The organism is Micromonospora peucetia (assembly GCF_900091625.1).
Classification (GTDB): domain Bacteria; phylum Actinomycetota; class Actinomycetes; order Mycobacteriales; family Micromonosporaceae; genus Micromonospora; species Micromonospora peucetia.
The window spans coordinates 4094309-4118100 of sequence record NZ_FMIC01000002.1 but is presented as its reverse complement, the minus strand read 5'-3'; the positions used below and the strand labels follow the sequence as shown (position 1 = coordinate 4118100).

20 protein-coding genes are annotated in these 23792 nt (G+C 72.4%); 7 read left to right on the top strand and 13 right to left on the bottom strand.

The window, feature by feature from the left end; translation table 11 throughout:
• Positions 1-10 precede the first annotated feature (10 nt).
• From zwf to pgl, 3 genes are all read left to right on the top strand, one after another.
• Positions 11-1552 carry a glucose-6-phosphate dehydrogenase gene (zwf, locus tag GA0070608_RS19190; RefSeq protein ID WP_411970718.1) on the top strand — a complete coding sequence of 514 codons (1542 nt, stop codon included), beginning with the start codon at positions 11-13 and terminating at the stop codon, positions 1550-1552.
• 31 nt (positions 1553-1583) lie between these two features.
• Positions 1584-2600, top strand: a complete 1017-nt coding sequence (locus GA0070608_RS19185) for a glucose-6-phosphate dehydrogenase assembly protein OpcA (protein ID WP_091629961.1) — start codon at positions 1584-1586, stop codon at positions 2598-2600.
• 69 nt (positions 2601-2669) lie between these two features.
• Positions 2670-3440: a 6-phosphogluconolactonase gene (pgl, locus tag GA0070608_RS19180; RefSeq protein ID WP_091629960.1), complete on the top strand. Its 771-nt coding sequence runs from the start codon at positions 2670-2672 to the stop codon at positions 3438-3440.
• A 70-nt stretch (positions 3441-3510) separates the two neighbouring features.
• Here the strand turns inward: pgl and GA0070608_RS19175 are convergent, their stop codons facing one another.
• The 9 genes from GA0070608_RS19175 to GA0070608_RS19135 form a co-directional block, all read right to left on the bottom strand.
• Entirely contained in the window at positions 3511-3861 is a 351-nt protein-coding gene (locus GA0070608_RS19175; RefSeq protein WP_091629959.1) for an RNA polymerase-binding protein RbpA, read from the bottom strand.
• Positions 3862-3991: 130 nt separating this feature from the next.
• Positions 3992-4255 carry a preprotein translocase subunit SecG gene (gene secG / locus GA0070608_RS19170; protein WP_091629958.1) on the bottom strand — a complete coding sequence of 88 codons (264 nt, stop codon included), beginning with the start codon at positions 4253-4255 and terminating at the stop codon, positions 3992-3994.
• Between the two features lie 95 nt (positions 4256-4350).
• The gene (gene tpiA / locus GA0070608_RS19165) at positions 4351-5142 is read right to left on the bottom strand and encodes a triose-phosphate isomerase (protein WP_091629957.1); all 792 of its coding nucleotides are present in this window, start codon (positions 5140-5142) and stop codon (positions 4351-4353) included.
• Positions 5142-6341 carry a phosphoglycerate kinase gene (locus tag GA0070608_RS19160; RefSeq protein WP_091629956.1) on the bottom strand — a complete coding sequence of 400 codons (1200 nt, stop codon included), beginning with the start codon at positions 6339-6341 and terminating at the stop codon, positions 5142-5144. The genes tpiA and GA0070608_RS19160 overlap by 1 nt, the downstream gene beginning before the upstream one ends.
• 35 nt (positions 6342-6376) lie before the next feature.
• Complete coding sequence (gap, locus tag GA0070608_RS19155) at positions 6377-7381, bottom strand: type I glyceraldehyde-3-phosphate dehydrogenase (protein WP_091629955.1); 1005 nt, start codon at positions 7379-7381, stop codon at positions 6377-6379.
• A 264-nt stretch (positions 7382-7645) separates the two neighbouring features.
• A complete protein-coding gene (gene whiA, locus GA0070608_RS19150) occupies positions 7646-8626 on the bottom strand; it encodes a DNA-binding protein WhiA (RefSeq protein WP_088999356.1) in 981 nt (326 codons plus the stop codon).
• 54 nt (positions 8627-8680) lie between these two features.
• Complete coding sequence (locus tag GA0070608_RS19145) at positions 8681-9787, bottom strand: gluconeogenesis factor YvcK family protein (RefSeq protein WP_091629954.1); 1107 nt, start codon at positions 9785-9787, stop codon at positions 8681-8683.
• Positions 9784-10701: an RNase adapter RapZ gene (gene rapZ, locus GA0070608_RS19140; protein WP_091629953.1), complete on the bottom strand. Its 918-nt coding sequence runs from the start codon at positions 10699-10701 to the stop codon at positions 9784-9786. The genes GA0070608_RS19145 and rapZ overlap by 4 nt, the downstream gene beginning before the upstream one ends.
• A 160-nt stretch (positions 10702-10861) precedes the next feature.
• Positions 10862-11677 carry an inositol monophosphatase family protein gene (locus GA0070608_RS19135; protein WP_091629952.1) on the bottom strand — a complete coding sequence of 272 codons (816 nt, stop codon included), beginning with the start codon at positions 11675-11677 and terminating at the stop codon, positions 10862-10864.
• A 135-nt stretch (positions 11678-11812) separates the two neighbouring features.
• Here GA0070608_RS19135 and recQ point away from each other — a divergent pair, with 135 nt between their 5' ends.
• Positions 11813-13651, top strand: a complete 1839-nt coding sequence (gene recQ, locus GA0070608_RS19130) for a DNA helicase RecQ (RefSeq protein WP_091629951.1) — start codon at positions 11813-11815, stop codon at positions 13649-13651.
• A gap of 48 nt (positions 13652-13699) precedes the next feature.
• On the opposite strand, the gene uvrC is transcribed toward recQ, so the two are convergent.
• A complete protein-coding gene (gene uvrC / locus GA0070608_RS19125; RefSeq protein WP_091629950.1) occupies positions 13700-15778 on the bottom strand; it encodes an excinuclease ABC subunit UvrC in 2079 nt (692 codons plus the stop codon).
• Positions 15779-15930: 152 nt separating this feature from the next.
• Here uvrC and GA0070608_RS19120 point away from each other — a divergent pair, with 152 nt between their 5' ends.
• A complete protein-coding gene (locus GA0070608_RS19120; protein ID WP_218107527.1) occupies positions 15931-17208 on the top strand; it encodes an MFS transporter in 1278 nt (425 codons plus the stop codon).
• 74 nt (positions 17209-17282) lie between these two features.
• On the opposite strand, the gene GA0070608_RS19115 is transcribed toward GA0070608_RS19120, so the two are convergent.
• From GA0070608_RS19115 to rsgA, 3 genes are all read right to left on the bottom strand, one after another.
• A complete protein-coding gene (locus GA0070608_RS19115; RefSeq protein WP_091629949.1) occupies positions 17283-17765 on the bottom strand; it encodes a Rieske (2Fe-2S) protein in 483 nt (160 codons plus the stop codon).
• Between the two features lie 183 nt (positions 17766-17948).
• A complete protein-coding gene (gene uvrA / locus GA0070608_RS19110; protein WP_091629948.1) occupies positions 17949-20888 on the bottom strand; it encodes an excinuclease ABC subunit UvrA in 2940 nt (979 codons plus the stop codon).
• 251 nt (positions 20889-21139) lie between these two features.
• Complete coding sequence (gene rsgA / locus GA0070608_RS19105; protein ID WP_091629947.1) at positions 21140-22192, bottom strand: ribosome small subunit-dependent GTPase A; 1053 nt, start codon at positions 22190-22192, stop codon at positions 21140-21142.
• 171 nt (positions 22193-22363) lie between these two features.
• On the opposite strand from rsgA, the gene GA0070608_RS19100 reads away from it, so the two are divergent.
• Both GA0070608_RS19100 and GA0070608_RS19095 read left to right on the top strand, forming a co-directional pair.
• On the top strand, positions 22364-23080 hold the full coding sequence (locus tag GA0070608_RS19100) for a maleylpyruvate isomerase family mycothiol-dependent enzyme (RefSeq protein ID WP_091629946.1): 717 nt from the start codon (positions 22364-22366) through the stop codon (positions 23078-23080).
• 8 nt (positions 23081-23088) lie between these two features.
• The gene (locus tag GA0070608_RS19095; RefSeq protein ID WP_091629945.1) at positions 23089-23742 is read left to right on the top strand and encodes an MBL fold metallo-hydrolase; all 654 of its coding nucleotides are present in this window, start codon (positions 23089-23091) and stop codon (positions 23740-23742) included.
• Positions 23743-23792 lie beyond the last annotated feature (50 nt).

Here is a 23792-nt window from a genome sequence, read left to right as displayed (position 1 = left end):
GATGAGGACCATGGACGACGCGGAGCGAGAAGGCGGCGTGAACCCGCTGCGCGACCCGCAGGACCGCCGGCTGCCGAGGATCCCGGAGTCGTGCGCTCTGGTGATCTTCGGCGTCACCGGCGACCTGGCCCGCAAGAAGCTCCTGCCGGCCGTGTACGACCTGGCGAACCGGGGGCTGCTGCCCCCGGGCTTCGTCGTGCTCGGTTTCGCCCGCCGGGACTGGGGCGACGGGGACTTCGAGTCACTGGCCCACGATGCCGCCAAGAAGCACGCCCGCACCCCCTGGCGGGAGGAGGTGTGGGCGCGGCTGGCCGGCAGCATCAAGTTCGTCGGCGGCTCGTTCGACGACGACGCCGCGTTCGACCACCTCTCCGAAATGCTGGACGAGCTGCGCCAGACGCACGGCATCCCGGGCAACGCCGCCTTCTACTTCTCCATCCCCCCGGCGGCGTTCCCCGTGGTCCTCAAGCAGCTGGCCCGCACCGGGATGGCCGACAACGCCAGGTCCGGCGGCTGGCGCCGGGTGGTGGTGGAGAAGCCCTTCGGGCACGACCTGCCCTCGGCGAAGGCGCTCAACGACCTGGTCGACGACGTCTTCACCCGCAAGGACGTCTTCCGCATCGACCACTACCTGGGCAAGGAAACCGTCCAGAACATCCTCGCCCTGCGGTTCGCCAACAACCTGTTCGAGCCGCTGTGGAACTCCAAGTACGTCGACTCCGTGCAGATCACGATGGCCGAGGACGTCGGCATCGGCACCCGCGCCGGCTTCTACGACTCGGCCGGCGCGGCCCGCGACGTGTTCCAGAACCACCTGCTCCAACTGCTGGCGCTGGTGGCGATGGAGGAGCCGACGAGCTTCGACGCCGACGAGATCCGCACCGAGAAGCTCAAGGTGCTCCGGGCGATCACCCTGCCGAAGGACGTCGCCGAGGGCACCGTACGCGGCCAGTACCTGCCCGGCTGGGTGGGTGGCGAGCGTGCCGTCGGATACCTGGAGGAGGAGGGTGTCCCGGCGGACTCCACCACGGAGACCTACGTGGCCGTCCGGCTCGGCATCCAGAACCGCCGCTGGGCGGAGGTGCCGTTCTACATCCGGGCCGGCAAGCGGCTGCCGCGCCGCGTCACCGAGGTCGCCATCATGTTCAAGCGGGCGCCGCACCTGCCGTTCAACGAAGCCGACATGGAGTCGCTGGGCAACAACCAGCTCGTGATCCGGGTGCAGCCGGACGAGGGCGTCGTGCTCAAGTTCGGCTCCAAGGTGCCCGGCACCACGATGGAGGTCCGCGACATCGCGATGGACTTCCAGTACGGCGAGGCGTTCACCGAGTCCAGCCCCGAGGCGTACGAGCGGCTCGTGCTGGACGTGCTCATCGGCGACCGCACCCTCTTCCCGGACGCCGCCGAGGTCGAGCAGAGCTGGCAGGTGGTGGACCCGCTGGAGCACGCCTGGGCGGGCACCACGCCGGAGCAGTACCGGGCCGGTGAGTGGGGCCCCCGGGCCGCCGACGAGATGCTGGCCCGCGAGGGCCGGGCCTGGCGGAGAGCGTGAGCAGCCGCAGCGAGCAAACCAGGAGGCTCCATTGATCGGCCTGTGGGACACCACCGGCAACGAGGTGGTCAAGGCGCTGGCCGCCGAGCGGCGCAGCGCCGGCGGCGTGGCCAGCGGCATGGCGCTCACCCTGATCGTGGTGGTGGACGAGAAGCGGGTCCGCGAGGCGGAGGCGGCGGCCACGATAGCCGCCGCCGCCCACCCCTGCCGGCTGGTGGTGGTGGTCCGCGCCGACGTGGAGCGCGAACGCAACCGGCTGGACGCGGAAATCGTCGTCGGCGGCCGGCTCGGCCCGTGCGAGGCGGTGGTCACCCGGATGTACGGGCGGCTGGCCCTGCACGCCGAGTCGGTGGTGATGCCGCTGCTGGTGCCGGACGTGCCGGTGGTGACGTGGTGGCACGGCGAGCCGCCGGCCGAGATCGCCACCGACTTCCTCGGCGTGGTGGCCGACCGGCGGATCACCGACTCCGCGCAGGCCCCCGACCCGATCGAGGCGCTGCGCCAACGGGCCCGCGACTACGCGCCCGGCGACACCGACCTGGCGTGGACCCGGATCACCCCGTGGCGCACCCTGGTGGCGGGGGCGTTCGACACCACCCAGGCCAGGGTGACCGAGGCGACCGTGGTGGCCCCGCGCACCGACCCGACCGCCGCGCTGATGCAGGGCTGGCTGGCCGCACGGCTCGGCATCGTGCCGACCTGGGAACACAGCGACGAGTCGCCCCGGATGCGGGAGGTGCAGCTCCGCTGCGCCAACGACGACACGTTGACCCTGACCCGGGACGACAGCGTGGCGACGTTCCGGCGTACCGGCCAGGACGAGCGGCAGCTGCCGCTCGTCCGCCGGCCGCTCGGCGACGAACTGGCCGAGGAGTTGCGCCGGCTCGACGCCGACCAGGTCTACGCGGAGGCGCTGGGCACGACGGCCGGGCTGGCCGACCTGGATCAGCGACCGCCACAGCGGGTGCACGTCTGGAAGGACCCGGCCACTGCCCAGCGGGCCGAGGCGGGGGTCACCGCACACGCCGGAACGACCGCCGAGCAGTGAGCGCCCCGACTGCCGGCGGCCCGACGGAACACCGGCCGCGCGGCGGCCGGAGAAACGAAGGCACATCAGATGAGTGAGGCGAGTGTCGCCGTCCATGCCGACGCCGACCTGCTGGCCCAGACAGTGGCCGCCCGGCTGGTGGTGAAGCTGCTCGACGCGCAGGCCGAGCGGGGCCATGCGTCGGTGGTGCTGACCGGCGGGCGGATGGCCGCTGCGGTGCACCGGGCGGTGGCGGGGTTGCCGGCCCGGGACGCCGTGGACTGGTCCCGGGTGGATGTCTGGTGGGGCGACGAGCGGTTCCTGCCCGCCGGCGACCCCGAGCGCAACGAGACCCAGGCCCGCGCGACGCTGCTGGACGCGGTGCCGCTGGATCCGGCCCGGGTCCACCCGATGCCCGCCTCCGACGGCCCGGCCGGGTCGGACCCGGAGGAGGCTGCGGCCCGGTACGCCGAGGAACTGGCCCGCGCGGCGCGTCCGGGGCACGCCGCTCTCCCCCACTTCGACGTGCTGATGCTGGGCGTCGGCGAGGACGGGCACGTCGCCTCGGTCTTCCCCGGGCACCCGGTGCACCACGACAGCCGCCCGGTCAGCGCGGTGCGGGGCAGCCCGAAGCCCCCGCCGGTGCGTACGACGCTGACCCTTCCGACGATCAACACGGCCGAGGAGGTCTGGCTGATGGCCAGCGGGGCCGACAAGGCACGGGCGGTCGGCATGGCGCTGGCCGGTGCGGGCCCGGTGCAACTGCCGGCGGCCGGCGTTCGGGGCACGGGCCGTACGCTCTGGCTGTTGGACCGGGCGGCGGCGGCCGACGTGCCGACCCGCCTACGCAGCCTGCGCTGACAAGTGAGTAGAAAGGGCCCTGGTTGACGCTGTGCGTCAACCAGGGCCCTTTCCTTACACCTTCGGCGGCCTAGGTGGCGGCACGGCCGCGTCGGCGGCGCAGGGCGGCGAGGGCCTCGGCCAGGATCGCCTCCCCCTCCTCGGCGGTGCGCCGCTCCTTCACGTACGCCAGGTGGGTCTTGTAGGGCTCGAGCCGGGCGCGGCCCGGCGGGTTCTGCGCGTCCTGGCCGGCAGGGAGGCCGCAGCGCGGACAGTCCCACACCTCCGGCACCTCCACCTCGGCGGCGAGTCGGATGTTCGTGTGATGGTCGTTGCGGCACCAGTAGGTGACCGTCCGGCACGGGGCCGGCTGGTGGCGCTCGGCGCGGTGGGCGGGCAGAGATCCGGCCCGGGTGCCCCGGATGACGTTGCCAATGGGCACGGCTGCTCGCTCCTGTCGTCGGAGGGGGACCGCCGCGGAGGGGCGACGGGCGACGCGGTGCAGCGGGTGAAACGAACTGCGCGCGGTCCGTCGATGACGGACCGCGCGCAAATTGTACGACTCGGTGGGCTCAGACTACGCCGCTGGCCTGCTGGAGGCGGAGCCAGAGGCCCAGCCCGACGATGGAGGCGAACCAGACGATGCCCACCAGGACGGTGTAGCGGTCGAGGTTCTTCTCCGCCACCGAGGAACCGGCGAGGCTGGAGCTGACGCCACCGCCGAACATGCTCGACATCCCGCCGCCCTTACCGCGGTGCAGCAGGATCAGCAGGGTCAACAGAACGCTCGTGATGACCAGCAACACGATCAACGTGTATGCGAACCAGATCGGCATGGCTGGGGTCAGTCCTCTCGTTACGATCCTCGCCCGGACAGATCGGGCACGGTGGCACCGACCGACGGACGGGCGGAGTCAAGGATAGCGAGCGATCAGCGGGTGATGTGCTCCGGGAACCGGCAGATCTTCGCGAACTCCTCGGCGTCCAGGCTCGCGCCGCCCACGAGTGCCCCGTCGACGTCAGGCTGAGCCATGATCGCCGCGACGTTTGAGGACTTGACCGACCCGCCGTAGAGCACCCGGACCTTGTCGGCGGTGTCCTGGCCGAAGGACTCGGCCAGGCGCTGCCGGACCGCGCCGCACACTTCCTGGGCGTCCTCCGGGGTGGCCGTCCGGCCCGTGCCGATCGCCCAGACCGGCTCGTACGCCACCACGACCTTCGCCACCTGCTCGGCGGTCAGCCCCTTCAGCGCGCCGTCGAGCTGGTCGCTGCAGTGCGCCACATGGGTGCCGTTCTCCCGGACGTCGAGCCCCTCGCCCACGCAGAGGATCGGGGTGAGCCCGTGGGTCAGCGCCGCCTGCACCTTGGCGTTGACGATCGCGTCGTCCTCGTGGTGGTAGGCCCGCCGCTCCGAGTGCCCGATCGTCACGTAGGTGCAGCCCAGCTTCGCCAGCATCGGGCCGGAGATGTCCCCGGTGTAGGCCCCCGACGCGTGCGGCGAGAGGTCCTGCCCGCCGTAGCCGATGAGCAGCTTGTCGCCGTCGACGGCGGTCTGCACCGTACGCAGGTCGGTGAACGGCGGCAGGACCACCGTCTCGACGTCGGTGAGCTGCTTCTCGGTGAGGCTGGCCGCCAGCTTCTGCACCAGCAGGTTGGCCTCGAGGTGGTTGCAGTTCATCTTCCAGTTGCCGGCCATCAGGGGCCGGCGGGTGACGCTCGCCATCAGTTCTCCAGGGCCGCGATGCCGGGGAGGGTCTTGCCCTCCAGGTATTCCAGGGAGGCGCCACCGCCGGTGGAGATGTGCCCGAAGGACGACTCGTCCAGCCCGAGGGCACGGACCGCCGCCGCCGAGTCACCGCCACCGACGACGGTGAACGCGTCGGTCTTCGCGATCGTCTCGGCGATCCCGCGGGTGCCGTGGGCGAACGCCGGCATCTCGAACACGCCCATCGGGCCGTTCCAGAAGATCGTCCGCGCGCCCTTGAGGGCGGCGGAGAACCCGGCGACCGTCTCCGGCCCGATGTCCAGCCCGACCCGCCTGCTCGGGATGCCGTCGGCCGGCACGGTGTCGTGCGCGGCATCCGGGGCGAACGCGTCCGCGGCCACCACGTCGACCGGGAGCATGATCTTGCCCTCGGAGCGCTCCAGCAGGTTGCGGCAGGTCTCGACCATCTCCTCCTCCAGCAGCGAGGAGCCCACCTCGTGGCCCTGGGCCTTGAGGAAGGTGAAGCACATCCCGCCGCCGATGAGCAGCCGGTCGACCGTCGGCAGCAGCGCCTCGATGACCGCGAGCTTGTCGGAGACCTTCGAACCGCCGAGCACCACGACGTACGGGCGCTCCGGCTCGCCGGTCAGCCGGGACAGGACCTCCACCTCGCGCAGCACCAGCCGGCCGGCGACGTGCGGCAGCCGGGCCGGCACGTCGTGGACGCTGGCGTGCCTGCGGTGCACCGCGCCGAACGCGTCGTCGACGTAGGCGTCGCCGAACCCGGCGAGCTGGTCGGCGAAGGCGCCCCGCTCGGCGTCGTCCTTGCTGGTCTCGCCCTTGTTGAACCGCAGGTTCTCCAGCACCGCGACCTCGCCGTCGGCGAGCGTGTCCACCGTGGCGCTGGCGGACTCACCGACGGTGTCGGTGGCGAAGTGCACCGGCGCGCCGAGCAGCTCGCCGAGGCGCCCGGCGACCGGGCGCAGGCTGAACTGCGGATCCGGGGCGCCCTTCGGGCGGCCCAGGTGCGAGCAGACGACCACCTTGGCGCCGGCAGCGGTGAGGGCGCTCAGGGTGGGCAGCACGGCCCGGATACGGCCGTCGTCACTGATGTCGCCGGACTGCTTGTCGAGTGGGACGTTCAGGTCGGCGCGTACCAGCACGCGCCGACCCGACACCCCCTCGGCGAGCAGGTCGTCGAGGGTACGGATGCTCACTTACGCCAGCCCTCCGTTCGTGACCGCCAACTTCCTCACAGGGACTTACCGACGAGCTTGACCAGGTCGACCAGGCGGTTCGAGTAGCCCCACTCGTTGTCGTACCAGCCGACGACCTTGACCTGGTTGCCGACGACCTTGGTCAACGGCGCGTCGAAGATGCACGACGCCGGGTCGGTGACGATGTCCGAGGAGACGATCGGGTCCTCGTTGTAGACCAGGATGCCCTTGAGCGGACCCTCGGCGGCGGCCTTCATCGCGGCGTTGACCTCGTCCACCGTGGTCTCACGGTTGACGTTGACGGTGAGGTCGGTGGCCGAGCCGGTCGGGATCGGCACCCGCAGCGCGTAGCCGTCCAGCTTGCCCTTCAGCTCCGGCAGCACCAGGCCGATCGCCTTCGCCGCGCCGGTCGAGGTCGGCACGATGTTCAGCGCGGCGGCGCGGGCCCGGCGCAGGTCGGAGTGCGGCGCATCCTGGAGGTTCTGGTCCTGGGTGTACGCGTGGATCGTCGTCATCAGGCCGTGCTGGATGCCGAAGGTGTCCTGCAGGACCTTCGCCATCGGCGCGAGGCAGTTGGTGGTGCAGGAGGCGTTCGAGATGATGGTGTGCTTGGCCGGGTCGTACTGGTCGCTGTTGACGCCCATGACGACCGTGACGTCCTCGTTCTTCGCCGGGGCGGAGATGATGACCTTCTTGGCCCCGCCGGCGACGTGTGCCTTCGCCTTGTTGGCGTCGGTGAAGAAGCCGGTGGACTCGATGACCACGTCCACGCCGGCGTCGCCCCACGGCAGCGCCGCCGGGTCCTTCTCCGCGTACGCCTTGATGGCCTTGCCGCCCACGATGATCTCGTCGGCGGTGGCCTTCACCTCGTGCGGCAGGCGGCCCAGGATGCTGTCGTACTTGAGCAGGTGGGCGAGCGTCGCGTTGTCGGTCAGGTCGTTGACCGCCACGACCTCGATGTCAGCGCCGGACGCCAGCACTGCCCGGAAGAAGTTGCGGCCGATCCGGCCGAAGCCGTTGATGCCAACCCGGATGGTCACAGGTCCCATCTCCTTGCGTTCTGGTCCGCCGGCATGAGATCCGGGCCGGCGGAGGTGTGTGCGCCGACCGGTGGAGCCGGCCGTTGACGTTTCATCTCGGCCACCCCGCCGCGGTCTCGAAGGACCCGACCGCCCGAGGCGGTGTGCACGGCGAGGAGTGCCTGTGCCGGCCTCCTTGCCGTACGCAGCGACCCTATCCGAGCGTGCGGGGCCGCGCAGCGCCGGGTGGTGATCCCAGCGGCACCGCCGACCCCCACCGTCCTATCAGACCACGAGCATGTCGGGTGTGACGGCCGCTTCCGTATCCGGGATGCCCAGGTCCCGGGCCCGCTTGTCGGCCAGCGCCAGCAACCGGCGGATCCGGCCGGCGATCGCGTCCTTGGTCAACGGCGGATCGGCCAGCGCGCCCAACTCCTCCAGCGAGGCCTGCCGGTGCTCCAGGCGCAGCCGGCCGGCCGAGGTGAGGTGGTTGGGCGCGTCCTCGGCGAGGATCTCCAGGGCCCGGGTCACCCGGGCGGCGGCGGCGACCGCGGCCCGCGCCGAGCGGCGCAGGTTGGCGTCGTCGAAGTTGGCCAGCCGGTTCGCCGTGGCCCGCACCTCGCGGCGCACCCGGCGCTCCTCCCAGGCCAGCACGCTGGAGTGGGCGCCGATCCGGGTGAGCAGTGCGGCGATCGCGTCGCCGTCCTTGACCACCACCCGGTCCACGCCGCGCACCTCACGGTTCTTCGCGGTGATGCCGATGCGGCGGGCCGCGCCCACCAGGGCCAGTGCGGATTCCGGGCCGGGGCAGGTGATCTCCAGCGCGCTGGAGCGGCCAGGCTCGGTCAGCGAGCCGTGCGCCATGAACGCGCCCCGCCAGGCCGACACCGCGCAGCAGACGTTCGCGGCGACGACGTGCGGCGGCAGGCCCCGAACCGGGCGCCCCCGGACGTCGAGTAGCCCGGTCTGCCGCGCGAGGGCCTCACCGTCCTTGACCACCCGGACAATGAAGTGGCTGCCCTTACGCAGGCCACCGGAGGCGAGCACGTGGATCTCGCTCGGATATCCGTAGACCTCGGCGATCTCCCGCCGCAGCCGCCGGGCCACCGCCCCGGTGTCGAGTTCAGCCTCCACCACGACCCGGCCGGAGACGATGTGCAGCCCGCCGGCGAAGCGCAGCAGCGCCGCCATCTCCGCCCGACGGCAGCAGGGCTTGGGCACGTCGACCCGACTCAGCTCGTCCTTGACCGCAGCCGTCATCGCCATAGTGCGTCCCCTCACCGACCTGTTCCGGCGTGTCGCCGGAGATTACGTACGTGTCTAACGATCGGAGCCCAGGACAGGCACCAGTGCGGCGCCCAGGGCGGCCGGATCATGACGGGGAGTGCCGTCGGTGACCGCGACGGGAGCGAGGACCAGTCGGGCACCCAGCGATTCTGCCGCACGCTCGACCGGTTCGGGGTCACCCGCCGCCTTGGAATCGGCGACCACACGGTCGACCTTCAGCTCCGGCAGGTACCAGCGCAGCGCGGCCAGGTGGTCGGCCTGGGAGAGCCCCGAGGTCTCCTTCTCGGCTGCGAGGTTCAGGGTGACGAGCCGCCGCGCCGGGCTTGCGACGATCGCGGCGGCCAGTTCCGGCACCAGCAGGTGCGGCAGCAGGCTCGTGTACCAGCTACCCGGCCCGAAGATCAGCCAGTCGGCCGCGCCGATCGCGGCGACCGCCTGCGGGCAGGCCTTCGGCGCGGCCGGAGTGAGCCGCAGCGACTCGACCCGCCCGGTGGTCACCGCGACCTGGTGCTGGCCGGTGATCGTGCCCACCTCGTCCGGCCGGCGCGGGTCGGCACCGCGTACCCGTGCCTCGATCCCCACCGGCTCGCACGACATCGGCAGCACCCGGCCCACCGAGCCGAGCATCGCGCCGGCATGTTCCAGGGCCGCCACCGGGTCGCCGAGCAGCTCCATCAGCCCACAGAGCACCAGGTTGCCCACCGCGTGCCCGGCCAGCCCGTCGACACCGGTACTCCCCCGCCCGCCGCCCGCGCCCGGGTCGACCCCGACCGGATTCGGATTGGAGTGGGCCCTTCCGCTACCGGAAACGTCAGGAAGATGCCCTTCCAAACCGCTCCCCGCACGGGCCGCGTCGTCGACGCCGGACGCCGGCACCTTGGCGAAGCGGTGCTGGAAGAGCCCGGCACTGCGCCGGGTGGCCGGATGGTCCCCGGCCAGCGCGACCAGTGCCTGCCGCAGGTCGCCCGGGGGCAGGCCGCCCCGCTCGGCCCGCAGCCGGCCGCTGGAGCCACCGTCGTCGCCGACGGTGACCACCGCCGTGATGTCCAGGTCCAGCTCCGGTGCGCACCGGCGCAGTGCGCGCAGCGAGGCGGACAGGCCGTGCCCGCCGCCGAAGGCGACCACCCGCGTCGCCGTCATTCGCGCCCCAGGTCACGGTGCTGGGCGTTGGCGGCCAGACCGGAGTGGCGCAGCCGGGCGGCCAACTCCTCGGCGATGGCCACACTGCGGTGCTTGCCACCGGTGCAGCCGACCGCCACGGTCAGGTAGCGCTTGCCCTCCCGCTCGAAGCCGACGGTGGTGGCGTTGACCAGGTCGGCGTACGACGTGACGAACGCGTCCGCGCCCTCCTGCCCCAGCACGTACGAGCTGACCGCCTCCTCCCGGCCGGTGTGCTCGCGCAGCTCGGGCACCCAGTACGGATTGGGCAGGAAACGGGCGTCGAGCACGAAGTCGGCGTCCGGCGGCAGTCCGTACTTGAAGCCGAAGGAGAGCACGGTGACCCGCAGCCGACGGGCGTCCTCCCCGCCGAAGAGCTCCTCGACGCGGCGGCGCAGCTGGTTGACGTTCAGGTGGCTGGTGTCGATGATCACGTCGGCCTGGTCGCGGGCCTCCTCCAGCAGGCCGCGCTCGACCGCGATGCCGTCGGCGAGCCGCCCGTCGCCCTGCAACGGGTGCGAGCGCCGGACGCTCTCGAACCGCCGGATCAGCACCTCGTCGTCGGCGTCGACGAAGACCACCCGGGGCGAGAAGCCACGCTCCTTCAGCTCCCGGATCGCACCGGCCAGGTCGGTGGAGAAGGCGCGCGAGCGCACGTCCAGCACCATCGCCGTACGCCGGGCGGCCCCGCCCGCCTTGAACGCCAGCTCGGCCATGTCGAGCATGAGCGCCTGGGGAAGGTTGTCCACCACGTAGAAACCGACGTTCTCCAGTGCCCGGGCCACCGTGCTGCGGCCACCGCCGGAAAGCCCGGTGACCACCACCAGGGTGGTGTCCGACTCCGTCGGTGTCGGGTCCTCGCTGACCCGAGCCTCGGGCGTCCACGCCTCGTTCACTGCCTGCTCCCCACGGGTGGCGCGGTCGGCTGACCGCGACTGGTCGATCTGCGACTCTATCCCTCGCCGGACGCATCGACCGCCAAGGCCACGGTCGGACCGGCCTGGGCACCGAGGCCCGGCCGCGGGCTGGTCGGTGGATCGTCGCCTGGCGTACCGATCAGGTGGTCGTCGGGCGGTCGCCGCCGGGGTTGAGGATCCGCAACGCGGAGGCGTGCAGGGCGGCGCTGCGTGCGAACAGCGCCGGCCCGGGCGTCGGCCGGACCTGCCCGTCGAGCCCGCCGAAACACCCGCCAGCCTCTTCGACGATCAGCGATGTCGCCGCGTAGTCCCACACCTGCCCCCGGGTCTGGACGACGAGGTCCAGTTGTCCACGGGCGACGAGCAGCGCGGCATGGGTGCTCCACGGAACGGCCAGCGTCACCGCCCCCAGCGGCGCGACGAACTCACGTTCGGCCTGGGAGAGCTCAGGGTCGGTGGGGATCACGCTGAGCCGGCTCCCGGGCAGCTCGTCCGGGCTGTCCCGGTCGACCGCGATCCGCCGTTCGTTGGTCAGGCTCGAACCGGAGATGTCCGCCTCGAACGCGCCGTCGCCTCGCTGCGCCCACCAGATCCTGCCCTGAGCGGGAACCGCAGCCACCCCGACGACGATTTCGCCAGCCTCCTCCAACGCGACGAGCACCAACCAGCGGTTGTCGCCGGCGACGAACAGAGCGGTACCGTCGATCGGGTCGACGATCCAGCGCCGGCCGCCGTGCCCGGTCTGCCCCTCCTCCTCGCCCAGGACGGCGTCGCCTGGGCGCGCGGCGGCCAGAACCTCCCGGATGGCGGCTTCCACCGCCCGGTCGGCCGCTGTCACCACGCTGCCATCCGGTTTCAGCTGCTGAGGAAGCTGAGCGAGGGCCACGAAGTACCGCATGCCGACCGTGGCACCGGCGAGGGCGGCGCGGCGAGCGAGGAGAAGGTCGCTTTCCATGGGATTGATTCTCCTGGTACGGGCCCGCGTGCCGAAGCCACCGGCCGGCCCTGTGGCACGCCATGGCAACACGGCACGGCGTGCCCCGCCCACTCGGGTCACCCGGCTGTCGGGGCGGGTTCGTAGAATCTCCGGATGGCTTCCCCCACCGACCTGCGGTCCTCCGACGCCCTGGAGGTGCTGCGCCGGGTGTTCGGCTACGACGCCTTCCGCGGCTTCCAGCAGGAGGTGATCGACCACGTGGTGGCCGGCGGCGACGCGCTGGTCCTGATGCCCACCGGTGGCGGCAAGTCACTGTGCTACCAGATCCCGGCGCTGGTCCGCGACGGCGTGGCGGTGGTGGTCTCCCCGCTGATCGCGCTGATGCAGGACCAGGTCGACGCGCTGACGGCGGTCGGTGTCCGCGCCGGCTTCCTCAACTCGACCCAGGATCTCGACGCCCGCCGCGTGGTGGAGCGGGCGTTCGTCGCCGGCGAACTGGACCTGCTCTATCTCGCCCCGGAGGCGCTGGGCACCCGAGGGGTGCAGCAGTTGCTCGACCGGGGCAGGATCGCCCTGTTCGCCATCGACGAGGCACACTGCGTGTCGCAGTGGGGGCACGACTTCCGCCCCGACTACCTCGCCCTGTCGATGTTGCACGAGCGCTGGCCGGACGTACCCCGGATCGCGCTCACCGCCACCGCGACCAGCGCGACCCGGGACGAGATCGCCACCCGGCTGAAGCTGACCGACGCCCGGCACTTCGTGGCCAGCTTCGACCGGCCCAACATCCAGTACCGCATCGTGCCCAAGCGCGAGCCGCGCAAGCAGCTGCTGAGTCTGCTGCGCGACGAGCACCCCGGCGACGCCGGCATCGTCTACTGCCTGTCCCGCGCCTCGGTGGACAAGACGGCGGAGCTCCTCACCGCCAACGGCGTCGCCGCACTGCCTTACCACGCCGGCCTGGACGCGGGCACCCGCGCGCGCAACCAGCAGCGTTTCCTTCGCGAGGACGGCCTGGTGATGGTGGCGACCATCGCCTTCGGCATGGGCATCGACAAGCCCGACGTCCGCTTCGTCGCCCACCTCGACCTGCCCAAGTCGGTCGAGGGCTACTACCAGGAGACCGGGCGCGCCGGGCGCGACGGCCTACCGTCGACCGCCTGGCTGGCGTACGGGCTCCAGGACGTGGTCCAGCAGCGCAAGATGATCGAGACCTCCGACGGTGACCTCACCCACCGGCGCAACCTCGCCGCCCACCTCGACGCGATGCTCGCTCTCTGCGAGACGGTCCGCTGCCGGCGCGGGCAACTGCTCGACTACTTCGGCGAGAAGGCCACCGCCGCCTGCGGCAACTGCGACACCTGCCTCAGCCCGCCGGAGTCCTGGGACGGCACCGTCGCGGCGCAGAAGCTGCTCTCCACGATCTTCCGGCTCGACCGGGAACGCAACCAGCGCTTCGGTGCGGGGCACTGCGTCGACATCCTGCTCGGCCGCGCGACCGACAAGGTCACCCAGTACGGTCACGACTCGCTGACCGTGTTCGGCATCGGCGTCGAGCTGCGCGAGGCCGAGTGGCGCGGCGTGGTGCGGCAACTGCTGGCCGAGGGGCTGCTGGCCGTCGAGGGCGACTACGGCACGCTGGCCCTCACCGAGGCCAGCGCGGAGGTGCTGGGCCGCCGCCGCACGGTGATGATGCGCCGCGAGCCGGAGAAGGTCGCCTCGTCCCGGGCTGCCAAGCCGCGCGGGGCGGCCACCGTCGTCGCCGAGTTGTCCCCGACCGCCGCCGGGGTCTTCGAGCGGCTGCGCGCGTGGCGGGGGGCCGCCGCCAAGGAGCAGGGCGTCCCGGCCTACGTGATCTTCCACGACGCCACGCTGCGACAGATCGCCACCGACGCGCCCACCTCGCTGGCGGAGCTGTCCCAGGTCAGCGGGGTCGGCGAGAACAAGCTCGCCAAGTACGGCGAGCAGATCCTGACCGTCCTGGCCGAGTGACCGTCGGCCGGGTGGGTGCTCGGCGCACGAGCCGAGCCGGCGGCGCGGTCAGTCCGCTGTCGGCGCCTTCGCCTCGCCACCCAGCGCGGCCAGGATCGCCTCGGCAGTGCGCCGGCCGACGCCGGGCACCTCGGTGATCTCCTCCACGGTGGCGGCGGAGAGCCGCTTGAGCGAGCCGAAGTGGCGCAGCAGCGCCTTGCGGCGCACCTCCCCCAGGCCGGGCACCCTGTCCAGCGCCGACTCGGTCATCCGCTTGGAGCGCCGCTGCCGGTGGAAGGTGATGGCGAAGCGGTGCGCCTCGTCGCGCACCCGTTGCAGCAGGTAGAGCCCTTCCGAGGTGCGCGGCAGAATGACCGGGAACTCGTCGTCGGGCAGCCAGACCTCCTCCAGCCGCTTGGCCAGGCCGCACAGCGCGACGTCGTCGATGCCCAGCTCCGCGAGGGCCTGGGCCGCTGCCGCGACCTGCGGCGCGCCGCCGTCGACCACCACCAGCTGCGGCGGGTACGCGAACCGGCGCGGCCGTCCGGTGGTCGGGTCGATCAGGGCACCCACCCGAGGCTCGTCGGTCCCGGCCGGGACCGTGCTGGCCTCCGGCCCGACCGGGGCGGTGAGGTCGTCAGGCGCGACCGGGTCTGTGCTGGCCTGCGGCCCGACCGGGGCGGTGAGGTCGTCAGGCGCGACCGGGACGGCGGAGTCGTCGGCCGGCTCGACGCCCGCCTCGCCGGTCTCGGCGCGGGCGTCGAGGTAGCGGGCGAAGCGGCGGCGCAGCACCTCCGACATGGCGGAGAGGTCGTCGGTGGCGCCACGGATGATGAAACGCCGGTATTCGCTCTTGCGGGGCAGCCCGTCCTCGAAGACGACCATGCTCGCCACCACGTCGGTGCCCTGCATCTGGGAGATGTCGAAACACTCGATGCGCAGCGGCGAGGTGCGCATGTCGAGCGCCTCGCTGATCTCGTCGAGCGCCTTGCTCCGGGTGGTCAGGTCGCCGGCCCGGCGCAGCTTGTGCCGGGTGAGGGCGTCCTTCGCGTTGCGCTCGACCGTCTCCAGCAGGGACCGCTTGTCGCCACGCTGCGGCACCCGCAGGGTCACCCGACTGCCCCGACGGCCGGAGAGCCAGTCGGCCAGTGCGTCGGCGTCGGCGGGCAACGCCGGCACGAGCAGCTCGCGGGGCACGTCGGCTTCGCCCTGCTCGTCGCCGTAGACCTGGGTGCAGAAGTGGTGCACCAGGTCGCCCGTGCTCAACTCCTCGGTCTTCTCCACCACCCAGCCGCGCTGGCCACGGACCCGGCCGTCGCGCACGTGGAAGACCTGGACGGCCGCTTCGAGAAGGTCGTCGGCGAACGCGACCACGTCGGCGTCGGTGCCGTCACCGAGCACGACGGTCTGCTTCTCCATCGCCCGGCGCAGCGCGGCCACGTCGTCGCGTAGCCGGGCCGCCCGCTCGAACTCCAACTGCTCGCTGGCCTCGGTCATCTCCCGTTCCAGCCCGCGCACCATCGTGTCGGTGCGGCCGGCCATGAAGTCGCAGAAGCCGTCGACGATCTCCCGGTGCTGCTCGGGGGTGACGCTGCCGACGCAGGGGGCCGAACACTTGTCGATGTAGCCCAGCAGGCAGGGGCGGCCGACCTGGCCGGCGCGCTTGAAGACTCCGGCCGAGCAGGTGCGCGCCGGAAAGACCCGCAGCAGCAGGTCGAGCGTCTCGCGGATCGCCCAGGCATGCGAGTAGGGACCGAAGTAGCGCACCCCCTTGCGCTTGGCACCACGCATCACCTGCAACCGGGGGAACTCCTCGTTGAGGGTGACCGCCAGGTAGGGGTAGGACTTGTCGTCGCGGTAGCGAACGTTGAAGCGCGGGTCGTACTGCTTGATCCAGGTGTATTCGAGCTGGAGCGCCTCGACCTCGGTGCCCACGGTGACCCAGTCCACCGACTCGGCGGTGGTGACCATCTGCTGGGTGCGCTGGTGCAGGCCCCACAGGTCGGCGAAGTAGGAGTTGAGCCGGCTGCGCAGGCTCTTCGCCTTGCCGACGTAGATCACCCGGCCGGTGCCGTCGCGGAAGCGGTAGACCCCCGGTGCCTCCGGGATCGTGCCGGGCGCGGGGCGGTAGGTCGAGGGGTCAGCCACGGCAGCAAGCCTAGTCCGCGCCCCCGACAGCCCCGGAACGCCGAATCCGGCCGGGCCGCCCCGGCGGCCCGGTCAAATCCGGTGCCCGCCGGAAACGCCCCCGGCTAGCATCCGCCCCTGGCCGAGGAGGCGACACGAGGGGGGCGCAGCAGATGGGTACGAACCGCGCGGGACGCAGCCGAGGGGGTGCGATCCTCGTGGCGGCGCTCACCGTCGACTCAGTCGGCAACGGGCTGTTCCTACCCCTGTCGCTGGTGTACTTCCTGCGGCTGACCGACGTGCCGCTGGCGCTGCTCGGGGTGCTGCTCAGCGCGGCGACCGTGCTCACCCTCCCGGTGCCGCTCTGGGCGGGGGCGCTGGCCGACCGGGTGGGCGCGCTGCCCGTGGTCGTCGCCGCCCAACTGCTCCAGGCGGCCGGCTACCTGGCGTACGCCTGGGTGCGGAGCCCGGTCGGCGTCTTCGCGGCGGCGGCGCTGGTCGCCGTCGGGGTGCGGTTCTTCTGGTCCGCCGTCTTCACCGCGGTCGCCGACTACGCCGACGGCAGTCCGGGCGGCTGGACCCGGGACACCTGGTACGCGATCAGCAACGGCGCCCGTACCGCCGGGTTGGCGGTGGGGGGTCTGACCACCGGGGTGGTGGTGGCCGACGGGCGGGCGGGCACCTACCGCGCGGTGGCCTACGTGGCGGCGGCCTGCTTCGCCCTCGCCGCGGTGCTCATCGCCGCGTGCGTGCGGATCCCGCCGGCCGCCGTCCGCCCGGCGGACAAGGGGCGGGGCGGGTACGCGACCCTGGTCCGGGACCGGCCGTTCCTCGCCCTCATCGGCCTGAACACCGTCTTCGCGCTGAGCAGCATGATGCTCGGCCTGGCCCTGCCCACGGTGATGCTCACGGACCTGCGGGGACCCGCGTGGCTGACCTCCGGCATCCTGGCCGGCAACGCGTTCCTCGTCGCCCTGCTGTCCGCGCCCGTCGGCACCCGCCTGCCACGCCACCGCCGCACCCGAACGATCGCGCTGGCCGCGGCCCTGTGGACGGCCTGGGGCATCGCCATGGCCGCCCTCGGCCCGGGGCGCCTCGGCGTGGTCGCCGCACTGCTCGTCACGGCGACGCTGCTGTTCACCGTGGCGGAACTGGTGCACGCGCCGGCGTCCGCCGCGCTGGCCGCGGCTGCCGCACCGGTCGCCGCCCGGGGCCGCTACCTGGCGGCCTTCCAGTATTCCTTCGTCATCGCCTCGATGGTCGCGCCGGCCTTCTTCGGCACCCTGTACGAGGTCGACACCGCCGCGCCCTGGCTGGCGCTGGCGCTGCTCAACGCCGTCGGCGTCGCCGGCATCCTGCGGCTGGAACGGGTTCTGCCACCGAACTCCCTGCGGGAGCCGACGCCGGCGGACCGTCCGTCGGCGGTCGGGGCGAGCGCCGCAGCGGACTGAGCGCGGCTGACTGCCCGGTCGGCGGGCTGAGCGGGGCCGGCGGCCAGGTCGGATCGCCGGCCCCACCCGACCGGTCAGGCCAGCGAGATCTGGTCGCCGGTGACCTTGACGTTCTTCGCCGGGAGAGGCTTGGTGGCCGGGCCGCCCTTCACCGAGCCGTCCTCGATCGAGAACTTGCTGAAGTGGCAGGTGCAGTTGATGGTGCCGCCGTCGACGTTCGTCACCGGGCAGCCCTGGTGGGTGCAGATCGAGTCGAACCCCTTGAACTCGCCCGCACGCGGTTGGGTGATCACCACACCCTGGGCGGGGTAGACGGCGCCGCCGCCGACCGGGATGTCGGCCGTACGGGCCAGCGACTGCGCGCCCTCGCGGTCGCCGCCGCCGGCGTCTCCGGTGCTGGGCACCGCCGGGCCGCCGCTGGTCGGGGCTGCCGGGTCGCCGGAGTCGTCGCTGCCGCAGGCGGCCAGGACCACCGCCGCGCCGACGGCGCCCGCGCCCGCGAGCAGGGTACGTCGCGTCCGTGTCGCCGGCCCGGTCAGCTCCTGATCGTCACTCATGCCTCGCCCTTCTCTCGGCTGCCGCCGCCTGGTCATGATCTGCGGCCACATTCGGGTACACGGAGAACTCTGCCCGACGGTTCACCCGATCGGCGACCGCGGGGCTGTCCGGACGGGCCGTACAGGCCGCCCGGACAGCCGGGGTCAGCGATTCGCCCGGGCCGGCGGTCGGGAGACGCGCCGTCAGCGCGCCCCGGCCGGCACCTTCCGGGCGCGGGACTTCGTGCCGTTGGCCTTGGCCGCCCGGGAGGTGGCCGCCGCCGCGCCCTTCGCCTCGCCGTCGAGCCTGAGCACCTGCCGCAGGAAGTGACCGGTGTGGCTCTCGGCCACCTCGGCGACCTCCTCGGGGGTGCCGGTGGCAAGCACCGTGCCGCCCCGGTGACCGCCCTCGGGGCCCATGTCGATCAGCCAGTCGGCCGACTTGATCACATCGAGGTTGTGCTCGATGGTGATCACCGTGTTGCCCTTGTCGACCAGCCCCTCCAGCACCATCAGCAGCTTGCGGATGTCCTCGAAGTGCAGGCCGGTGGTCGGCTCGTCGAGTACGTAGACCGTCCGCCCGGTGGAGCGCTTCTGCAACTCGGAGGCGAGCTTGACCCGCTGCGCCTCGCCGCCGGACAGCGTCGGCGCGGGCTGGCCGAGCCGTACGTAGCCGAGGCCGACGTCGACCAGTGTCCTGAGGTGCCGGTGGATGGCCGGGATGGCGGAGAAGAACTCGGCCGCCTCCTCGATCGGCATCTCCAGCACGTCGGAGACGGTCTTGCCCTTGTAGTGCACCTCCAGGGTCTCCCGGTTGTAGCGGGCGCCCTTGCAGACCTCACACGGGACGTACACGTCGGGCAGGAAGTTCATCTCGATCTTGATGGTGCCGTCGCCGGAGCACGCCTCGCAGCGACCACCCTTGACGTTGAACGAGAACCGGCCGGGGCCGTACCCCCGGACCTTGGCCTCGGTGGTCTCGGCGAAGAGCTTGCGGACGTGGTCCCAGACCCCCGTGTAGGTGGCCGGGTTGGACCGCGGCGTGCGGCCGATCGGCGACTGGTCGACGCCGACCACCTTGTCGACGTGCTCCAGCCCGGAGACCCGGGTGTGCCGGCCGGGGACCAGCCGGGCCCCGTTGATCTGGTTGGCCAGCACCGCGTAGAGGATGTCGTTGACCAGCGTGGACTTGCCGGAGCCGCTGAGCCCGGTGACGGCGATGAGCTGGCCGAGCGGGAACGGGACGGTCAGGTTGCGCAGGTTGTGCTCGCGCGCGCCGTGCACCACCAGCTCCCGGTCCGGGGTCTGCGGACGGCGCCCCTGGGGCGTCGGGATCGACCGGCGGCCCGAGAGGTATGCCCCGGTCACCGACTCCGGGTTCTCCAGCAGCGCCGGCACGGAACCGCTGTGCACGATCCTGCCACCGTGCTCGCCCGCACCCGGGCCGATGTCGACGATCCAGTCGGCGGTGCGGATGGTGTCCTCGTCGTGCTCGACCACGATCAGCGTGTTGCCCAGGCCACGCAGCCGGACCAGGGTCTCGATCAGCCGGTGGTTGTCCCGCTGGTGCAGCCCGATCGACGGCTCGTCGAGCACGTAGAGCACGCCGACCAGGCCGGAGCCGATCTGGGTGGCCAGCCGGATGCGCTGCGCCTCGCCGCCGGAGAGGGTGCCGGCCGGGCGGTCCAGGGAGAGGTAGTCGAGACCGACGTCGAGCAGGAACCTCAGCCGGGCGTTGATCTCCTTCAGCACCCGCTCGGCGATCATCTTCTGCCGGTCGGTCAACTCGATGCCGGCGAGCAGGTCGGCGGCCTCGCCGACGGACAGGTTGCAGACCTCGGCGATGCTCCTGCCGGCCAGGGTGACCGCGAGCACCTCGGGCTTGAGCCGGGTGCCCCCGCAGGCCGCGCAGGGCACGTCGCGCATGTAGCCCTCGTACTTCTCCCGCGACCACTCCGACTCGGTGTCGGTGTGCCGACGCTCGATCCACTGCACCACGCCCTCGAAGCCGGTGTAGTAGGAGCGCTCGCGGCCGAACTTGTTGCGGTAGCGCACGTGCACCTGGTCGCCGGAGCCGTGCAGGATCGTCTTCTGTGCCCGCGACGGCAGGGCCCGCCAGGGCGTGTCGACGTCGAAGTGCTCGGCCTCGCCGAGAGCTTCCAGCAGGCGCAGGAAATATTCCAGGTTGTGCCCGGTCGACCAGGGCAGGATCGCGCCCTCGCGCAGGGAACGCTCCGGGTCGGGGACGAGCAGCTCGGGGTCGACCTCCTTCTTGGTGCCCAGGCCGGTGCACTCGGGGCACGCGCCGTAGGGCGCGTTGAAGGAGAAGACCCGGGGCTCCAGGTCCTCGATCGCGAGCGGGTGGTCGTTGGGGCAGGCCAGGTGCTCCGAGTAGCGCCGCTCGCGCTCCGGATCGTCCTCGGCCAGGTCGACGAAGTCGAGCAGGACCAGGCCGTTGGACAGGCCCAGGGCGGCCTCGACCGAGTCGGTCAGCCGCTGCTTGGCGCTCGGCTTGACGGCGAGCCGGTCGATCACCACCTCGATGGTGTGCTTCTCCTGCTTCTTCAGCTTCGGCGGCTCGGTCAGCGGGTGCACCACGCCGTCGACCCGGGCCCGGGCGTAGCCCTTGGCCTGGAGCTCGGCGAAGAGGTCGACGTACTCACCCTTGCGACCGCGCACCACCGGCGATAGCACCATGAACCGGGTGCCCTCGGTCATCGCGAGGAGCCGGTCGACGATCTGCTGCGGGGTCTGCCGGGAGATCCGCTCGCCACAGACCGGGCAGTGCGGCTCGCCGATGCGGGCGAAGAGCAGCCGGAGGTAGTCGTAGACCTCGGTGATGGTGCCCACCGTCGAGCGCGGGTTGCGCGAGGTGGACTTCTGGTCGATGGAGACCGCCGGGCTCAGGCCCTCGATGAAGTCGACGTCCGGCTTGTCCATCTGGCCGAGGAACTGCCGCGCGTACGACGACAGCGACTCGACGTAGCGGCGCTGCCCCTCGGCGAAGATCGTGTCGAAGGCCAGGCTCGACTTGCCCGACCCGGAGAGGCCCGTGAACACGATCAGGGCGTCCCGGGGCAGGTCGAGACTGACGTCACGCAGGTTGTGCTCGCGCGCGCCACGGATGATCAGTCGGTCGGCCACTGTCCGTGTACTCCCGGGTGAAGAAGATGAGGAAGAAATGTCCGCTCCAAAGCTGTTCTGAGCGGTGTCTGAGCGGCTGTTTGAGTGGTTGTGGGCACGCAGAAAGGCGCCTCGGCAACTCTAGCCCCGAGGTACGACACTTTCCCCCGCCGGCACGTTCCCCCAGCTCAGGCCGGTCCGCCGCACGCAGAGGGCGGCACGCACAGAAGCGGGCGGAGCCGGCCTTGGCCGACCCCGCCCGCGCGTACCCGTCAGGGGCGGGCGGTCCGCCGCCGGCCGGAGCGCCAGCCGCCACGCCGCGCCGCGGCCAGCCGTGTCTCCCTGCGTCGGCTCTCGTACGCCACCTCCCGCTGCAACCGCCGCCAGCTCTCCCAGCGACGTGCCGGCAGCTCGCCGCTCTCCAGTGCCTCACGTACCGCGCAGGCCGGTTCACCGTCGTGCCCGCAGTCGGCGTACCGGCAGCCGGTGGCCAGCTCGGCGATGTCGGCGAACGCCCGGTCCAGCCCCGCCGAGCCGTCCAGCAGGCCGACCGCCCGCACCCCCGGGGTGTCCAGCACCGCGCCACCACCGGGCACCGGGAGCAGCGCCCGCCAGGTGGTGGTGTGCCGGCCCTTGCCGTCGACCCGCCGGATCGCCTGGGTGGGCATCAGCGCCGCCCCGGCCAGCGCGTTGACCAGGCTCGACTTGCCGGCGCCGGACGGGCCGAGCAGGCCGAGCGTGCGGCCGGGCGCCACTTCGGCGCGCAGCGGGTCGAGCCCGGTGCCGCGCTCGGCGCTGACGGCCAGCACCGGCACTCCCGGGGCGACCCCGGCGAGCTGGCGCGCGACGGCCTCCGGGTCGGCCGCCAGGTCGGCCTTGGTGAGCACGACCAGCGGCCGGGCGCCGGACTCGTGCGCCAGGGAGAGCAGCCGCTCGATCCGGCCCACGTCCGGCTCGGGGTGCACCGGCTCCACCACGGCGGCGGCGTCGAGGTTGGCGGCCAGCACCTGGCCGCTGGCATCCTTGCCGGCGGTCCGCCGGACGAGGGCGGTGCGCCGTGGCAGCACCGCCTCCACGGTGACGTTGCGGTCGGGCCAGGTGCCCAGCAGCACCCAGTCCCCCGCGCAGGGCAGCCGGGTCAGGTCGCGGGCGGCGGCGGCCAGGACCGCCCCGCCCAGGGTGGCGCGGACCGGGCCGTCCGCGCAGAGCACGGTGCAGACCCCGCGGTCCACCCGGGCCACCCGGCCCGGCCGGTGCCCGCCGCGTCGTCGTGCGTGTGCCGCCCGGTCGGCGTCCCAGCCGAGGGCGGTCAGGTCGATGGTCATGGCATCCTCATCGGTGTCGGAGCGGTTGACGCACGTGCTGCTACCGGCATGGTCACCACCACCTCCCCGTCGTCCCGGTGCCGCGTTCGATGCCGACGGTAGGACGCGCCGCGACGCGCCGAAAGCGATTTCCCCGGCGACGCGGGGCCGACCGGCGGATAGGGTCGGTGGGTGACCATGGATCCGCTTCTGCTGACGGGCGAGGTGGACGCGGCCACGGACCGTCTGCTGCGGACCACGGCCGCCCTCGACGACACCGGCCTCGCCGCCGCGTCGCTGCTGCCAGCCTGGAGCCGGGGGCACGTCCTGGCTCATCTGGCCCGCAACGCCGACGGCTTCGTCAATCTGCTCACCGCGGCCCGCACCGGCGAGCCGATCCCGATGTACGCCTCAGCCACCGCCCGGGACGCCGACATCGAGGCCGGCGCCGCCCGACCGCCCGACGCCCACCTGGACGACCTACGCCGCTCAGCCGACCGGTTCGCCGAGGCGGTCGCCGCGATGCCGGTCGAGGCCTGGGCGGCCACGGTTCAGACGCGGCGCGGCCCCTGGCCGGCGGCCATGCTGGTCTGGGGCCGGCTGCGCGAGATCGAGGTGCACCACGTGGACCTCGACGCCGGCTACCGGCCGAACGACTGGACCGAGGCGTTCGGCCACCGGCTGCTGCACGAGGTGGCCGCCGACCTCGCCGACCGCTCCGACGTACCGCCGATGGTGCTGCGCTTCGACGGCAGCAGACACGAACTGGTCGTCGGCGACCGGACCGCCGCGCCCACGGTCACCGGCGCCGCCCCCGAACTCGCCGCCTGGCTGATCGGCCGCAGCCCCGGCACCGTGCTGGCCGTCACCCCCGACGGCTCCCTGCCGCAACCACCGGAATGGATATAGACGACCTCATGACCTACAGCGGAGACGTCACGCCCGGCGGTACGCCGGCCGTACGCGAGCTCGACCAGCTCACCATCACCAAGGTGTCGGTGGGCCCGATGGACAACAACGCCTACCTGCTGCGTTGCCGGGCCACCGGCGAGCAGGTGCTGATCGACGCCGCCAACGAGGCGCCCCGGCTGCTCGAACTGGTGGGCGACGCGGGGCTGACCACCGTGGTCACCACCCACCAGCACATGGACCACTGGGTGGCGCTGGAGGAGGTGGTCGCCAAGACGGGCGCCCGCCCGCTGGTGCACGCCGACGACGCGGCCGGTCTGCCGATCGAGGCCGGGACACTCGCCGACGGTGACAGCGTGCCGGTCGGCGGGTGCGCGCTGGAGGTCATCCACGTCAAGGGGCACACCCCCGGCTCGATCGCGCTGCTCTACCGCGACCCGGCGGGCACCCCGCACCTGTTCACCGGCGACAGCCTCTTTCCGGGTGGAATTGGCAACACCGACAAGGACCCGGATCGGTTCGCCGCGCTCATCGACGACGTCGAGCACAAGCTCTTCGACCGGTTGCCCGACGAGACCTGGTTCTACCCGGGTCACGGCAAGGACAGCACGCTCGGCGCGGAACGCCCCGCGTTGCCCCAGTGGCGCGCCCGCGGCTGGTGACCGTCAGCGGGGCCGGGCGCGATCCGCGCCCGGCCCCGCTCCCCCCGTCG

What these genes read in the sequence shown, in the direction of transcription:
- zwf (WP_411970718.1), top strand. Translation starts at nt 11, where the DNA reads ATGGACGACGCGGAGCGAGAAGGCGGCGTGAACCCGCTGCGCGACCCG.
- pgl (WP_091629960.1), top strand. Translation starts at nt 2,670, where the DNA reads ATGAGTGAGGCGAGTGTCGCCGTCCATGCCGACGCCGACCTGCTGGCC.
- secG (WP_091629958.1), bottom strand. Translation starts at nt 4,255, where the DNA reads ATGCCGATCTGGTTCGCATACACGTTGATCGTGTTGCTGGTCATCACG.
- tpiA (WP_091629957.1), bottom strand. Translation starts at nt 5,142, where the DNA reads ATGGCGAGCGTCACCCGCCGGCCCCTGATGGCCGGCAACTGGAAGATG.
- whiA (WP_088999356.1), bottom strand. Translation starts at nt 8,626, where the DNA reads ATGGCGATGACGGCTGCGGTCAAGGACGAGCTGAGTCGGGTCGACGTG.
- GA0070608_RS19145 (WP_091629954.1), bottom strand. Translation starts at nt 9,787, where the DNA reads ATGACGGCGACGCGGGTGGTCGCCTTCGGCGGCGGGCACGGCCTGTCC.
- GA0070608_RS19135 (WP_091629952.1), bottom strand. Translation starts at nt 11,677, where the DNA reads ATGGAAAGCGACCTTCTCCTCGCTCGCCGCGCCGCCCTCGCCGGTGCC.
- recQ (WP_091629951.1), top strand. Translation starts at nt 11,813, where the DNA reads ATGGCTTCCCCCACCGACCTGCGGTCCTCCGACGCCCTGGAGGTGCTG.
- GA0070608_RS19120 (WP_218107527.1), top strand. Translation starts at nt 15,931, where the DNA reads ATGGGTACGAACCGCGCGGGACGCAGCCGAGGGGGTGCGATCCTCGTG.
- GA0070608_RS19115 (WP_091629949.1), bottom strand. Translation starts at nt 17,765, where the DNA reads ATGAGTGACGATCAGGAGCTGACCGGGCCGGCGACACGGACGCGACGT.
- rsgA (WP_091629947.1), bottom strand. Translation starts at nt 22,192, where the DNA reads ATGACCATCGACCTGACCGCCCTCGGCTGGGACGCCGACCGGGCGGCA.
- GA0070608_RS19095 (WP_091629945.1), top strand. Translation starts at nt 23,089, where the DNA reads ATGACCTACAGCGGAGACGTCACGCCCGGCGGTACGCCGGCCGTACGC.